We start from the raw sequence: 14,450 nt of genomic DNA, 5'->3' as shown, positions 1-14,450 counted from the left end.
GGGGAAACTGGCTGAGCTGAACCTGTTCTGGCTGGATGAATTGGTCAAGGATAAAAGAGGAAAAACATGTTAGGGGTATCAACTTCTTTACGATCGGAAGCTTCCAACAGCGGGATTGATGTTATGAACGCTGTCCTGGACTTAGGGGTGGAAGCGGTAGAATTGGAATACCGGATCACTTCGCCCATGTTGCAAGAGATTTTGCCTCTTTGCCGCGAGAGACGGATCGTAGTAATCAGTTTGCATAATTTTTTCCCGGTTCCCGAGGAGGTTCCCAAAGAAAAAGCCAGTGGCGATGTTTTTTCCTTATCGGCAGTCGATAAGGAAGAGCGAGATCTGGCGATAAAATATACCTTGCGTACGCTGGAGTGGGCAGAGGAATTGGAAGTTAAGGCCATCATCCTGCATATGGGCAAAATTCCCATGGACAGTCCCATGGAAACTTTGATGAAATTATACGATCAAAGGAAAATCCAAACCGAAGAGACGCAAGAATTCATTCGGGAGCAAAAAAAGATTCGGGCCCGAAAAGGGCAACCCCATCTTGAGGCAGCGATGCATAGCCTTGACCGATTAGCCAGGGAGGCAGAGAAGAGGGGGGTGCTCCTCGGTGTGGAGAACCGGTACAACATTCATGACATTCCCAACCTGGAGGAGTTTAAAGTCGTTTTCAAGGAATTTACTGGCAGCCCCTTACGCTACTGGCACGACATCGGCCATGCCACGACCCAGCAAAATCTGGGGATAGAGAACCAGGAGGAACTTTTAGAAAATTTCGGCGGCCTTCTTGTTGGCGTCCACTTTCATGGGTGTAAGGGATATCACGACCATGAGGCGCCGGGGAGCGGAGAGGAAGATTACGCCCTCATAAAAAAATTTCTAAAACCCGATACCATCCGGGTGGTAGAAACCCATCATCGTGCCACCCGGGAAGAATTGTTGCGGGGTTTAGAATTTTTAAAAGAACAGGGGATAACCTGATCTAGTGTCCTGAGTCAGAAATTCGTTTTAAAATTTATTTTGCCGGCAACCTTTGTCGTGGCCCGGCCCCCGGGCCGGCTCCGGTTGAGCTAAGCCAAAATGGCCTGCGGGAGAGCAGGATTTGTTCAACGAATATTTGACTCAGGACACTGGTGTACCGTGTTAGAAATTGGTAGCACATGTCAAAGCCACTCCAGGGAGCCAGGCGAAAGACCGCTGCGCTTGCCAAAATGAGGCGGTGGTTCCACTTTGAAGGAGCGGGGCGAGTCTTGCTTAAAAAATTCACGAAGGATATCCTCAATTTGTCGCCCCGCTGGTTTCTTCGCGGAAACGAAGCCTAAGCTATGAAATCAGCCATTTCCCGGCCGATTTTGGCGGCGCGCATCGTTCTTCCGCCTGGCTCCACGTTTGAATTTGTCAACATATTTCTGACTCAGGACACTAGCGGGAAAGATAAAAAGTTGTAATTTAGGCCTTTCTTCATTATAATTTTTTTGTTTTGGGCCAATCTTTTTTATCCCGTTCAGGAGGACAAAGAATGAAACAGCCATGTTCTCTCCTCATGCGATTTTTTTTCCCATTCCTTTTTATCTTGGCGACTTCTTCACCGGCGAAGGCGGACCTTACCTATGTTGTGAAGCGAGGAGATTCCTTATACAGCATCGCGAAAAAGTTTCATCTTTCCGTAGAAGAGATCCAGGAGGCCAATGACCTGGACGACACGAAAATTCGGGCAGGACAACGTTTAGCCATTCCGGGGATAGACCCTGGGGACACGGCCGCGGAGAAGAAAAAGGGGAAAAAGCTAAAACCTGGGCAAATCATTTATCTTCAGCCACCGCTGAAAGCAAAACAGGAGGAAATTGAAGGAGACGGAAAAGAAAAAAGAGAGGAGAAAAAAGAAGTAAGTGACGAAGTTGCGAAAGTCGTTGTAAAAAGAAATGAATTTTTGGCTGAAGAGAAGGATCAACAGGTTCTGGTCAGGGTGGCCAAGGCTTTCTTGGGATTAAAATATAGCCGGAGTGGGACGAATATCAACGGGATGGATTGCTCGGCTTTTGTGCAAAAAGTTTTTAGGATCTTTGATATTGACCTTCCCCGCACTACCCGCGAACAATTCCTGGTCGGCTATACCGTTGCTCGGGAAGCACTGCGCATCGGCGACTTAGTTTTTTTCAAGCGCGGCCAGGCCCGTCGCCCCGGCCATGTGGGAATCTACATCGGGAATGGGCAGTTCATCCACACCTCCCTGCGAAAACACCGGGTGGAAGTTAATAGTTTCGAAAACCGATATTTTTCAACGCGGTTCATCGGAGCGAAACGGATCGAAGAGGTTAAGGAACGGCTTGAGGCGGAAGAAATAAGTAGAAACTGATGGGGTAAAAGGATTGAATTCTTAAACACCTTCCTGCTATAGTAAGCCATCCTTTTAATAATTTTTCTTAGATTCGATTTCATTTCAAAAAAGGAAAACATTTTTGGTGCAAACATTGGTCATTCATGGAAACGAAGCCTGTGTTCGCGGAGCCATGGCCGCGGGTTGCCGTTTTTTTGCTGGCTATCCCATAACGCCGGCGACGGAGATTACCGAGCTCATGGCCCGCATGCTTCCTCAGGTGCGGGGAGTTTTTTTACAGATGGAAGACGAGATCGCATCGATTTGCGCTGCATTGGGAGCGGCTTGGGGAGGAGCCAAAGCCTGCACAGCCACTTCCGGTCCGGGATTCACCCTAAAACAAGAGGGCATCGGCTGGGCCGCGGAGACGGATACTCCTATTGTGGTAATCGACGTCATGCGCGGAGGGCCTTCCACCGGGCAACCCACCTCTTCCTCCCAACAGGATGTGATGCAGGCCAAGTATGGGTCCCACGGAGATTATGAGATCATTGCCCTTACGCCCTCGAGCGTCCAAGAAGCCTTTGACCTGACCGTGAAGGCTTTTAACCTGGCTGAAATTTACCGCAACCCGGTCATGGTTCTCTCCGATGAGATTGTGGGCCATACGCGGGAGAAAATTCGGATTCCCGAGCAGGTAGAGGTCGTGCGACGCAAAAAACCGGAAAGCTCCATTAAGGACTACATACCCTATCGCCCTACCTCGCAGGGTTTTTTAGATGGCATGCCGACTTTCAATCAGGGGTATGGAATTTTAGTTGACGGGCAACTACACGATGAGTGGGGAATCCGCGCCGGGCATAAGCCGGATGTCTCTGCGGGACTCGTGGAGCGAATCTGCCGCAAAATTACCGGCCATGCCCGGGAGCTTTTGGATGTGGAAGAATATAGGCTGGACGACGCAGAAGTGGCGGTAATCGCTTACGGTAGCCCGGCAAGGCCATCGCTGCGGGCCACCAAAGAAGCCCGCCACACAGGCGTGAAAGCGGGATGCTTGAAAATGCGCATTCTCTGGCCGTTTCCAGAAACCGCCATCGATCAGCTTTGCCAAAGAGTAAAAAAAATCATTGTCCCAGAAATGAACATGGGAAAGATTTATCGGGAAGTGGAAAGGGTGGCCCGCGGAAGAGCAGAAGTCATTTCCATGCCCAAATTGGGCGGGGAAATGCACACGCCTCAGGAAATTTTTGAAAAAATCAAATAAGTTTTAAAAAATTTTCCTGGTTTTTTTAATCCGTTATTTAATCATTTTACTCTCTGAAATCTCTGTTTCCTCTGTGGCCAATTATTATTAAAGACATGCATCCTTTAGCTGATAAATACCTTCGGCAAGCCGCGCTTCCCCTGATCTTCTGCCCAGGCTGCGGGGATGGGACCGTATTAAATATTTTTTTGCGGGCAGTGGAAGAGATGGACATCTTCCCGGACCTGGCTTTGGTGGGTGGGATTGGCTGCTCGGGGTGGTTGCCCACTTATCTCCGGGCCGATGTCCTCCATGTCCTCCATGGCCGGGCCATTCCTTTTGCCACCGGATTGAAACTCACAGATCCACGGAGAAAGGTGGTTGTCTTTACCGGTGACGGAGATTGCGTGGGGATTGGCGGCAATCATTTCATCCATGGAGCCAGACGGAATATCGACCTTACGGTCATCATGATGAATAACGGAATCTATGGAATGACCGGCGGACAGGTTGCTCCTACCACCCCCCTTCACGGCCGGACCCAGACATCTCCTTACGGTAACATTGAATTTCCTTTTGACGTCGGCGATCTGGCACGAGCGGCTGGAGCCACCTACGTGGCCCGCTGGACGACCGCCCACCCGAAGCAACTTCTCCGGGCCATCAAGGAAGGAATTGAGCATGCGGGATTTTCCTTTATCGAGGTGCTTTCCCAGTGCCCAACGCAGGCCGGAAGATACATGGAAGGAACCAGCGACCCGGGAGAGCTTCTGACCCTTTTTAAGAAAAGAGCGATCTCGGTCGAGCGAGCCAGGAGCACTGCGGCCCAGGATTTAAGGGGAAGGATTATTGTGGGCAAAATCCATCACCTGACGGAAAAGAAGGAGTTCAGTAAAACCCTCTATGAAAGTTTCCCGGCCGAAGCAGCAGACAACCAAGATCATCCTTGATGATCGATTCTGTAAGGGTTGTAATCTTTGTGTTCAGGTATGCCCCCAAAAGTTGTTTTCTCAGGGAGAGAAACGCAGCCGGGGAGGATATCGGATGCCCGAAGTTGGCCACGAAAAGGAATGTTCAGGATGCCTGTTGTGTGAGATGACCTGCCCGGATCTGGCCCTGACCGTCCTGCGGGTGGGAAAATGAGGAGAGAGGTTCGCATTGCCGGATTTGGGGGGCAGGGAGTCGTAACCATGGGCACGATTTTGGCTGTAGCCGCCGGCATCCATGATGATTTAGAAGTGGCCCAGACCCAGAGTTACGGGCCGGAGGCCCGGGGCGGGGCTTGCCGGTCGGATGTCGTCATCAGCGATGAACCCATCGATTACACCAAGCCAATGGCCCTGGACCTTTTTATAGCATTATCCCCCGCTGCTGTAGAGCAATATTGGTCGGAGGTTCAAGAAGGAAGGACGGTCGTCTTGGTGGATAAAACCCTGGTTCCCTGCCCACCCGATCATTCGCCCCCCGTCTTGGCCATTGAAGCCACCCGGATCGCGGAAGAAGAGTTCAAAAATCGGGTAGTGGCCAACATGATCATGCTGGGAGCCATGTCGGCCGTCACCGGCTGGGTTAGCCTGAAGGCTCTGGAGGAGACTTTAAACGGGCGGATTTCGGCTCGAGCCTTAGAGGCCAGCCGGGCGGCGCTGAAGCGCGGGTTCGAATTAGGAATGAAGATTAAAGAAAGACTTTAAGCCATACAGAGGCTAGCGGAAAGCCTTCCAGAAATACCGCCTCTTTTATGACGAAAGTTTGATCATGGAAACGAAGTTTTCTGAAATGAGGGGATATAAAAAGATGGCCGAGATTTTGGCCCGAAATGATAACCCGACGGCAGTGATTTGCGTCGCCGGAAAATAAAGGATGGAGGTTTTTATGGGAATTCGCACGGAGCAGCAATATTGGGATAGCATTCGCAAGCAGAAGCCAAAAGTTTTCATTTTTGGAGAACAAATAAAGGAGAATGTGATCGATCATCCTCTGATCAAAGGATCGGCAAGCGGGGCGGCCTTGACCTTTCGGTATGCTAACGATCCCAAGTATCAAGATCTCTTCACCACCCCTTCGCCATTGGTCAACGAAAGGGTCAACCGATACGTCTCGATTCACAATACGATTGAAGATTTGATGGATAAGGTAAAACTCATTCGCTTTGTGTCTCAGAAAACTGGAGAATGTGCCCAGCGCTGCATGGGCTGGGATGCTCTCAATGCTCTTTACAGTGTCAGCTACGAGACAGACCAGAAATACGGCACTCCGTACCATGAGCGTTTCAAGAATTTGCTGAAGCGGGTACAGAAGGAAGACATCATGGTCCACGGCACCATGACCGACCCCCGGGGAGACCGGAGCCTGAAACCAGGGCAGCAGAAAGACCCCGACCTTTATTTGCGGATTGTCGAGAGGCGGAAGGATGGAATCGTAGTCCGGGGCGCCAAGAGCCATCAGGGAGGTATTCTGAATCACGAAGAATTCATTGCCATGCCTTCTGTTTCCCTGCGACCGGAAGATAAGGACTATGCGGTGTCCTTTGCACTTCCCGTGGACACCGAAGGGATTACCTATGTTTTCGGAAGGCATTCCATGGATGACCGGCTTTTAGAGGGGACTCAATTTGATATGGGGAACGTTCATTATGGCCGTTATGCCATGTGGGTCTTCTTTGACGATGTGTTCGTTCCCTGGGAGCAGGTATTTCTCTGCGGCGAGACGGAATTCGCCAGCCTAATCGTGGAACGGTTTGCCGGCCTTCACCGCCAGAATTACGGGGCCTGCTCAGCCGGAGGAATGGATGTGCTCATCGGTGCCACAGCTTTGATCGCCGAATACAACGGGATCGCCAGTGCTTCCCACGTGAAGGACAAGATCATCGAGATGTGTGCCCTGAATGAGACCATGTACCAGGGCTCTCTGGCCTGTTCTTCCCAAGGGGAAATGACTCCCTCCGGGGTAGCGGTTATGAACAAACTCCTAGCCTATGTCACCAAGCTGAACGTAACCCGCTTCCCTTATGAAATTGCCCGCCTGGCCCAGGACATCTGTGGCGGCCTTCTCGGCACCATGCCCTCGGAGAAAGACTACCGCCATCCGGAAGTAGGAAAGATGCTGGAAAAATATTTGAAGGGCGTAGAAAATGTGCCTACCGAAGACCGCATGCGGATTGTCCGGCTGATTGAACGGATGACCTGTGGCCGCACCCTCCTGGTTTGCATGCATGGGGCCGGGTCTCCTTTTGCCAATAAAATGATGATCGGAAGATATACGGATATGGAAGCTAAGAAGAAGCTGGCAAGGGATATTGCCGGGGTCGGCGAATCCCAGGCAAAAGCCGAAGCCTAAGGGGAAAAGTCGATGGGTGAGGAAAAAGCCGAGCCGAGCGCTGAACAACCCGCAGCACCCGAGTTATTTAACATAAGATCGATGAGGGATTCGGATCACAAAATGAACCCTGAGCGGCTTTCTGGGAAAACGGCCATTGTGACTGGGTCCTCCCGGGGGATCGGCCGGGCTATTGCCCTGGCCATGGCCCGAGAAGGGGCGAATGTTGTCGTGAATGGCCGGGAAGAAGATGCGCGGACCGTTGCCGAGATGATCCGAAACGCCGGAGGAAAGGCCATCGCCGTTATTGCCGATGTGGCCGCGGAAGAAGATGTGCACCGCATGGTGGAGGAGACCCTTCGGGTTTTTGGCTCAACCGATATTCTTGTGAACAACGCGGGAGGAGGGGGGCCGCCGACTCTTGTGGAGGACATCGACGTCAGTGCCTGGGAACGAGAGATGCGCATCAATTTGACGGGAGCTTTTTTATGCTCTCGCGCCGTCATCCCAGAAATGAAGAAAAAGCGCTGGGGAAGGATTATCAATATGTCTTCCCAGGCCGGCCGAAGCGGTAGCGAACTGGCGGGAATTATCTATGCCAGCGCCAAGGCCGGACTCCTGGGGTTTAATCGCCAATTGGCCCGACAGGTTGCACCCTACGGCATTCTGGTGAATGCTGTGGCACCGGGGGTTATCCTAAGTGGGGAGCGGATCGAGAAAAAATGGCGGAAGCGGGCTGACGCAGAGCGCCAAGATATGCTCAAGGCGATTCCATTGGGGCGCCTGGGAAAACCAGAGGAAGTGGCTCCTGTCGCGGTTTTCCTCGCCTCGGATGATGCCTCCTACATTACCGGTGCCGTCATCGATGTCAATGGCGGACGTTTCATGATGTAAAAGGAACTTTTTGGGTCGTATCGATCACCAGGAGAATCGCTTGCGAATATTCTGGGACGCAGCCCTGCTCATTCTGCAGCCCTTTGGGGGATCTGGTCGATTCATCAATCCCCATCCTTCATTTTTCCAGCATAAAACCCAATTTAAAAAAACTTGCATTTCAACATTAATGGTTCGAAGAAAGAAAAATAAAGATTCATTTACGAATGAAGAAAGGGGGAAGAAAAGATGGCAAGCGGGCATCAAGGAATCCGAGGGGGAAAAGTATTCGTGTTTTTCTTTGCGTTTTCTCTGATTATGGGGGCTATGATATGCCCTGTCGAAGGGGCAGAGAAATATCCCAACCGGCCAATCAATATGGTTGTGCCGTATGCTCCAGGCGGGGCCGCAGATTTAGGAAGCAAGATGGTGGCCGAAAAAATCGCTGAATTTTTAGGACAGCCATTCATCAGTGTATACAAACCAGGTGGCGGTGGATCATTAGGAGCAGCCTTTGTAGCCAAAGCCAAACCAGATGGTTATATAGTGCTGGTCGGAAGTTCGACCCCCCTTGTTTTATCCCCCATTGTGAAGAAACTGGATTACAAATTAGACGATTTTATCCCCATCGGAATTTATGGAAAAACGCCAATTTGGCTGGCCATGAAAGCCGATGCTAAATGGAAAACTCTTAAAGACTTCATAGAAGACGCGAAAAAATCTCCCGGCAAATTGACGGTAGGCTCTTACGGAAAACTTACCGCAGCCCATTTCGTCATTGAAACTCTTAGCAAACAGGCAAATATCCAATTAACCCACGTTCCTTTCAAATCTACGCCCGAAGCGTTGACCGCAGTTTTGGGCGGTCATGCTGACGGTGCTTTTGTTACTGGGGCGGGCGGTCTTTTAGAATCGGGTTCGGTCAAAATATTGGCTGTTGCTGCAGAGCAAAGATTAGAGGGCCTGCCCGATGTGCCCACTTTCAAAGAATCTGGATATCCGATCGTCTTGAGTGCAACTTATTCCTTATGTTTCCCAAAAGGGACACCCAAAGAGATTGTGGATAAAGGTTACATCGCCCAAAAAAAAGCTTCTGAACGCTACTCCAAAGAAATCATGGAAGGCTTAAAAAGGGTTGAAATTTGGGCCGAATTCTTAACTCCAGAGGAGACTATCAAACAATGGAAAAAAGAGTACGAATTGATTTTTAAGATCGCCGAAGAGTTAGGGGTCGTGGTTAAATAGAAAGCTCTTTCTTTTGAGCCAGGGGCGAGGGGGGTAGGCCTCGCCCCGCTGGAGAGCCAAGGAGGGGTAATTTTGAAGGGGTCATTATTTTCCCGGGAACTGGAACGCCATGAAAAAGAATGACCGGATGAGCAGTTTGGTTTGGTTGTTGTTGGCCTTGTATATTTGCACTGAGTCAATGCGCTTGCCTTTGGGGGCTTGGCGTGATCCAGGCCCTGGATTTTTACCCCTCGGGTCAGGCATCATTCTGGGAATATTATCCGGCATAGCTTACCTGAAGGCCAGTATGAGCAAATCGCCAGAAGCGAAAGGATCTTGGTATTCTAAGGAGAGATGGAAGAATTTGGTCGTGGTTGTGGTTGCCCTATTCGCTTATGCCATCTTTCTGGAAATCCTTGGATTTTTGTTGGCCACCTTTCTCTTATTAATTTTTCTCTTTCGGGGCATTGAACCCCAAAAGTGGGTTGTATCGATCGGAGGAAGCGCACTGGCTTCCTTTATCTCCTATGCGGTATTTGAACTGTGGTTAAAAACTCAACTACCTAAGGGAATTCTCGGGTTTTAGTCGTGGACCTTCTCTCTAATCTCCAGTTGGCCTTCTCGGTCATCTTCCAACCGGGCAATTTATTTTTCTGTTTTATTGGGGTCCTCATCGGTACCTTAATCGGGGTGCTTCCCGGTATTGGCCCTGTTGCCACTATCTCCTTACTTTTACCTTCCACCTTCCATATTACGCCAGTATCCGCAATTATTATGTTGGCGGGGATCTATTATGGAGCGATGTATGGGGGATCGACCACTTCCATCCTGGTCAACATCCCAGGGGAAGCGGCCTCTGTGGTTACTTGTCTCGATGGGTACCAGATGGCCCGGCAAGGGAGAGCTGGGCCGGCACTGGGGATCGCCGCTTTTGGCTCTTTCATTGCGGGAACGCTGGCGGTCATCATCATTATGCTCATTGCGCCTCCTTTAGCGAGATTTGCTCTTAGATTTGGGCCTCCGGAGTATTTTACTTTGATGTTTCTAGGGCTGACCGTTTTAACGTATCTGGCCAGCGGTTCTATGTTTAAAGCTTTGATGATGGCCTGTGTGGGGATCTTCTTGGGAACCATCGGAACGGATACCATTTCTGGTTTAGAAAGGTTTACGTATCGGAGCTATACGTTAATGGATGGAGTGGGGTTAGTGCCCGTGATCATGGGTCTTTTTGGGATCTCTGAAGTTCTTTTAAATATTGAACAACCCATGAAGAGGGAGATTTTTAAAACCAGGCTATCCAACCTCTTTCCTACACTTCGGGACTGGCGGGACTCTATCTTGGCAATTATAAGAGGAACATTTATTGGTTTTTTCCTGGGAATTTTGCCCGGGGGGGGAGCGGTCATCGCTTCCTTTGGGGCCTATGCAGTAGAAAAGAGAATTTCTAAGCATCCAGAAAGGTTTGGTACCGGAGCCATCGAAGGAGTTGCTTCTCCAGAGGCAGCCAACAATGCCGCCAGCCAGGGCGCCTTTATCCCTCTTCTCACTTTGGGGATTCCGGCCAATGTGGTCATGGCCATTTTACTGGGAGCTCTGATGATTCATGGTATTAAACCCGGGCCATTATTGATGAAGCAGCATCCGGATTTATTCTGGGGTGTGATCGGAAGCATGTACATCGGGAATGTCATGCTGCTGATTTTGAATTTACCCTTGATTGGGATTTGGGTGAAAATTTTAAAAATCCCCTATCCCATTCTTTTTCCACTCATTCTCCTTTTTTGTTTGATCGGGAGTTATAGCTTGAATAATAATATAGTGGAAGTCATGATCATGATTCTTTTTGGGATCGTGGGATACCTGATGAAAAAGTTTGAGTATGAGGGGGCTCCTTTAATCTTAGCCTTCGTTTTAAGTCCGCTGCTGGAAAATGCTCTTCGCCAGTCTCTGATTATGTCTCATGGCAGCTTCGCGATTTTCTTGACCCGGCCGATCTCGCTCGTCTTTTTCATCGTTTCCATATTTCTTTTGGTTTCCCCATTAATGCCAGGATTGAAAAAGAGGCCCAAAGGAGGAGACCTAGGGTGACCCGCCATCTGGAAGATGAAACTCAATTCGAATCCTTGGACGCAATTCTGACACCGCAGAGCATTGCCCTCTTTGGGGCTTCCAACCAAGAAGGAAAAGTGGGCTACGTGTGCCTGAAGAACCTTCTGGGAAAGTACAAGGGAAAGATTTATCCTATTCATCCCCACGAAAAGGAAATCTTGGGTGTCCCAGCTTTCCCTGACCTGAAGAGTGTTCCCGGCCCTGTAGACCTGGCCTTTATCATCATTCCGGCCGAATCCGTGGCGCCAGTCATTGAGCAATGCGGGCAGAAAAAAATTAAGGCAGCTATCGTCATTACGGCAGGTTTTGCCGAGGCAGGAGCGGCGGGGAAGGCTCTCCAAGATCAGCTCGCCGAAAAAGCCCGGCAACATGGGGTTCGCTTAGTTGGGCCCAACTGTTTTGGAATTTTAAACTGCAATATCGGTCTGAACGCCTCCATTGCGGTCCTCATGCCTGAGGGAGGGGGGAAAATTTCTTTCGTGGTGCAAAGCGGAGCTTACGGGATGGCGGTCTGCGCCTTAGCTCAGGATCATTATCTGAAAGTTGCCAAGATTATCGGTTTGGGAAATAAGTGTGATATCAAAGATGATGAAGTGTTGCGCTATCTAGGGCAGGATCCAGAAACGGAGGTCATTGCTCTTTATTTAGAGTCCATCGAGGAGGAGCGGGCATTTTTTGAAGAGGCCAAGCGTGCGTCTCGCCGCAAACCCATCGTGGTATGCAAGCAGGGGAGGACCCCTGAAGGAAGGCGAGCGATTCAGTGGCACACCGCCACACCTCCAGGGTCTTTCTTCGCCCAGCATGCGGCTATTCAGGAATCTGGAATGATCCTGGTCAGCAATGGCGTGGAAATGGTTGAGGTTGCCAAAGCTTTAGCCTGGCAGCCCCTCCCTTCGGGGAATCGAGTGGCGATCGTCACCAATTCAGGGGGAACAGCAGTCGAGTTGACGGATTTTTGCGCCGAGCACGGGCTTAGCGTTCCCGAGCTTTCCGCGCCCCTTCAGGATCAACTGCAACCCTTAGTCCCGGCCTACGCGACCGTCAAGAATCCTGTAGACATGACTACCATATGGCCCAGGTTTGTCGAAGTGTATCCGAAATGCATCGAAGCCTTCTATGAGTCTCCTGAGATCGATATCATTGTGCCCATCATGCTCCATCGCTCTGCCATGATGCGGGAAGTATCAGCGGCGGTTCGAGACGCGGTTCACCGGTGCCAGCAGGAAAGGGGAATTCGCAAGCCCACCTACATCTGCTGGGCTTCTTCCCGGGAATTTATCGCGAATATGGAAATCTTGGAATCAGCCCAGATCCCCTGTTTCGAGTGGCCTGAACAGACCTCACGGGTTGTTAGTTTAATAAATAAATACGCCCAATTCTTGAGAGGTAAAGGCTGACTTCTCGTCTATCGTCCATCATCTATTGCCTTACGCCTTTAGCCTTTGCAAATCGTTCGGTTTGGTAGAATTAAAATTATTTTATTCTGGCTAAAATTTTCTTGACAAGGAATTGAGGCTATAATATTTTAGAAAAAAAGTTAACCTGGGTGACTTTTCCCCGAGAAACTCCCCCGGATCCCTTCGACGATCGAGATATTTTAAATTTTATTGAGGAAAGGGAGAGTTGTCATGAACGTAGATTTAGAAGTCCGAAAATTAAAGCTTGGGGAGAAGGTTAAAGACCTTCGACTGCAGAAACGTTATACCCTGCGCCAAGTAGCCGGCAATACCGGCCTTTCCATTGCCCTCTTATCGCAAATCGAGAATAACGCCGTTTCCCCTCCCGTCGCCACTCTTCTCCGAATTGCCAGAGCCCTGGATGTGACCATTGGCTATTTTTTCCGCGAGGAAGAATCGAAAGACAAAGCGGTAGTGGTGCGCAAGAATGAGAGAAAGAAGGCCTTTCGCCGTAGGTATGCCCAGCATGGGGAAGGTGGATATACTTACGAAGCCTTGGCTTACACGAGAAATGCCAAACACATGGAGCCGTTCCTGGTGGAGTTTGAGCCCAAGCAGAAAGAAGAGCTTACCTTCCTGAATCACAGGGGTGAGGAATTTCTATTCCTTTTCAGGGGGCGGTTGGCCTTTCACTACGACCAGGACGAAATCGTCCTGGATTCGGGAGACAGTTTGTATTTTGACTCGGGTGTTCCCCATGCTTTCCGAGCCCTCAGGGGCAAGAAAGCCCAGGGGATTGTTATCGTCTATTCAGAAGAATGAAAAAGGCAATAAGCAAGAATATTTTGGACGCAGATAAACGCGGATCGGCAGGATTTGAAAAAATTAAAAGTTAAAAGAAAAAAGTCAAAAGCATGAGCAAAAGGTTCTTTATTCTAAATTTTATTGTTGCTGCGTGAATCTGCGAAAATCTGCGTCCTATTAAAATCTGAAAGAGGAAATCATGATAGAGATTAGGATTCATGGACGAGGGGGGCAGGGGGCGGTAATTGCCTCCGAGGTCTTGGCTTCGGCCTTTTTTAAGGAAGGGAAATTCGTCCAGGCTTTCCCGGCCTTTGGGGTGGAGCGCCGGGGAGCTCCCGTGACCGCTTTCACCCGGGTGGATGACCAGCCCATTCGCATCCGCAATTTTATATATGAACCGGACCACATCATTATCCTCGACCCCACTTTGATCGAAAGCACGCAGGTAGATTCGGGGCTGAAGGAGAACGGCTGGATCATCATCAACACCGACCGCCCTCCCAAAACATTTGGGCGTTTTTCCAAATTCCGGGTGGCTGCCGTGGATGCCAACCGCATCGCCGTCGAATATAAGTTAGGCTCTCCCACGGCTCCTATCGTGAATACCGCCATCCTGGGAGCTTTTTCCAAGATCACCGGGATGGTCACGGTGGATTCGCTTATCGAAGCCATGAAAGAGTTCGTGCCGTCGAACAAAGCAGGCAACGCCGCGGCCATAAAAGAGGCCCATGAACGGGCCAAAGCGTAAATAGGTAAAAGGTAAAAGGTAAAAAATGCACACGCCTTGCCCCTTACGCCTTACGTTTTTTAATTTAATTGTATAGGAAATTCCTTTTTGGACACGGATTCACCCTGGTAGATTCTTACACATTAAAGTCTGAGAATTTAGCTCTAACATTTATCCGAAAGGGATGCCTAAATTCTAAATTCGAAGCACGAAATTCGAAACAAGTCCGCCTAAGGCGGATTCAAAATTCGAATTATCTAAACAAAAAAGTTTGGAATTTTGATATTTGAATTTTGAATTTGTTTAGTCCGCCGTGGCGGATCGATATTCGGATTTCGAATTTGAAACCAAAATTTCAAATATTTTTGGTTAGATGTTTACTATCTAACAGGGTAAACACAGATTATCAGGATAAACGAAAAATAAAATAATTATCTGTGG

At 49.6% G+C, this 14,450-nt stretch carries 14 protein-coding genes; all 14 read left to right on the top strand.

Features of this window, described 5'->3' with window-relative positions:
* Window positions 1-66: 66 nt before the first annotated feature.
* The 14 genes from Q7V48_10160 (at window position 67) to Q7V48_10095 (ending at window position 14,030) form a co-directional block, all read left to right on the top strand.
* Window positions 67-981 (top strand): TIM barrel protein, encoded by a 915-nt coding sequence (locus tag Q7V48_10160; GenBank protein MDO9211093.1) that lies wholly within the window; start codon window positions 67-69, stop codon window positions 979-981.
* Between the two features lie 538 nt (window positions 982-1,519).
* Window positions 1,520-2,356, top strand: coding sequence for a peptidoglycan endopeptidase (locus tag Q7V48_10155; protein MDO9211092.1), 837 nt, complete (start codon window positions 1,520-1,522; stop codon window positions 2,354-2,356).
* A 103-nt stretch (window positions 2,357-2,459) separates the two neighbouring features.
* Entirely contained in the window at window positions 2,460-3,581 is a 1,122-nt protein-coding gene (locus Q7V48_10150) for a 2-oxoacid:acceptor oxidoreductase subunit alpha (GenBank protein ID MDO9211091.1), read from the top strand.
* Between the two features lie 95 nt (window positions 3,582-3,676).
* Window positions 3,677-4,510: a thiamine pyrophosphate-dependent enzyme gene (locus tag Q7V48_10145; GenBank protein ID MDO9211090.1), complete on the top strand. Its 834-nt coding sequence runs from the start codon at window positions 3,677-3,679 to the stop codon at window positions 4,508-4,510.
* Entirely contained in the window at window positions 4,464-4,703 is a 240-nt protein-coding gene (locus tag Q7V48_10140; protein ID MDO9211089.1) for a 4Fe-4S binding protein, read from the top strand. The genes Q7V48_10145 and Q7V48_10140 overlap by 47 nt, the downstream gene beginning before the upstream one ends.
* Entirely contained in the window at window positions 4,700-5,251 is a 552-nt protein-coding gene (locus Q7V48_10135) for a 2-oxoacid:acceptor oxidoreductase family protein (GenBank protein ID MDO9211088.1), read from the top strand. The genes Q7V48_10140 and Q7V48_10135 overlap by 4 nt, the downstream gene beginning before the upstream one ends.
* 181 nt (window positions 5,252-5,432) lie before the next feature.
* Window positions 5,433-6,896: a 4-hydroxyphenylacetate 3-hydroxylase N-terminal domain-containing protein gene (locus tag Q7V48_10130; GenBank protein ID MDO9211087.1), complete on the top strand. Its 1,464-nt coding sequence runs from the start codon at window positions 5,433-5,435 to the stop codon at window positions 6,894-6,896.
* A 12-nt stretch (window positions 6,897-6,908) separates the two neighbouring features.
* On the top strand, window positions 6,909-7,769 hold the full coding sequence (locus Q7V48_10125) for an SDR family NAD(P)-dependent oxidoreductase (GenBank protein MDO9211086.1): 861 nt from the start codon (window positions 6,909-6,911) through the stop codon (window positions 7,767-7,769).
* Between the two features lie 405 nt (window positions 7,770-8,174).
* Window positions 8,175-8,993, top strand: a complete 819-nt coding sequence (locus tag Q7V48_10120; protein ID MDO9211085.1) for a tripartite tricarboxylate transporter substrate binding protein — start codon at window positions 8,175-8,177, stop codon at window positions 8,991-8,993.
* A 109-nt stretch (window positions 8,994-9,102) separates the two neighbouring features.
* On the top strand, window positions 9,103-9,558 hold the full coding sequence (locus Q7V48_10115) for a tripartite tricarboxylate transporter TctB family protein (GenBank protein ID MDO9211084.1): 456 nt from the start codon (window positions 9,103-9,105) through the stop codon (window positions 9,556-9,558).
* A gap of 2 nt (window positions 9,559-9,560) precedes the next feature.
* Window positions 9,561-11,060 carry a tripartite tricarboxylate transporter permease gene (locus Q7V48_10110; GenBank protein MDO9211083.1) on the top strand — a complete coding sequence of 500 codons (1,500 nt, stop codon included), beginning with the start codon at window positions 9,561-9,563 and terminating at the stop codon, window positions 11,058-11,060.
* Entirely contained in the window at window positions 11,057-12,478 is a 1,422-nt protein-coding gene (locus tag Q7V48_10105; protein ID MDO9211082.1) for a CoA-binding protein, read from the top strand. The genes Q7V48_10110 and Q7V48_10105 overlap by 4 nt, the downstream gene beginning before the upstream one ends.
* Before the next feature lie 231 nt (window positions 12,479-12,709).
* Window positions 12,710-13,300: a cupin domain-containing protein gene (locus Q7V48_10100; protein ID MDO9211081.1), complete on the top strand. Its 591-nt coding sequence runs from the start codon at window positions 12,710-12,712 to the stop codon at window positions 13,298-13,300.
* A gap of 181 nt (window positions 13,301-13,481) precedes the next feature.
* Window positions 13,482-14,030, top strand: coding sequence for a 2-oxoacid:acceptor oxidoreductase family protein (locus tag Q7V48_10095; protein MDO9211080.1), 549 nt, complete (start codon window positions 13,482-13,484; stop codon window positions 14,028-14,030).
* The last annotated feature ends 420 nt before the right edge of the window (window positions 14,031-14,450 follow it).

It is taken from the genome of Deltaproteobacteria bacterium, assembly GCA_030654105.1.
Taxonomy (GTDB): Bacteria; Desulfobacterota; SM23-61; order SM23-61; family SM23-61; genus JAHJQK01.
The sequence above is the reverse complement of the archived record's forward strand: the minus strand, read 5'-3'. Positions and strand labels throughout refer to the sequence as shown.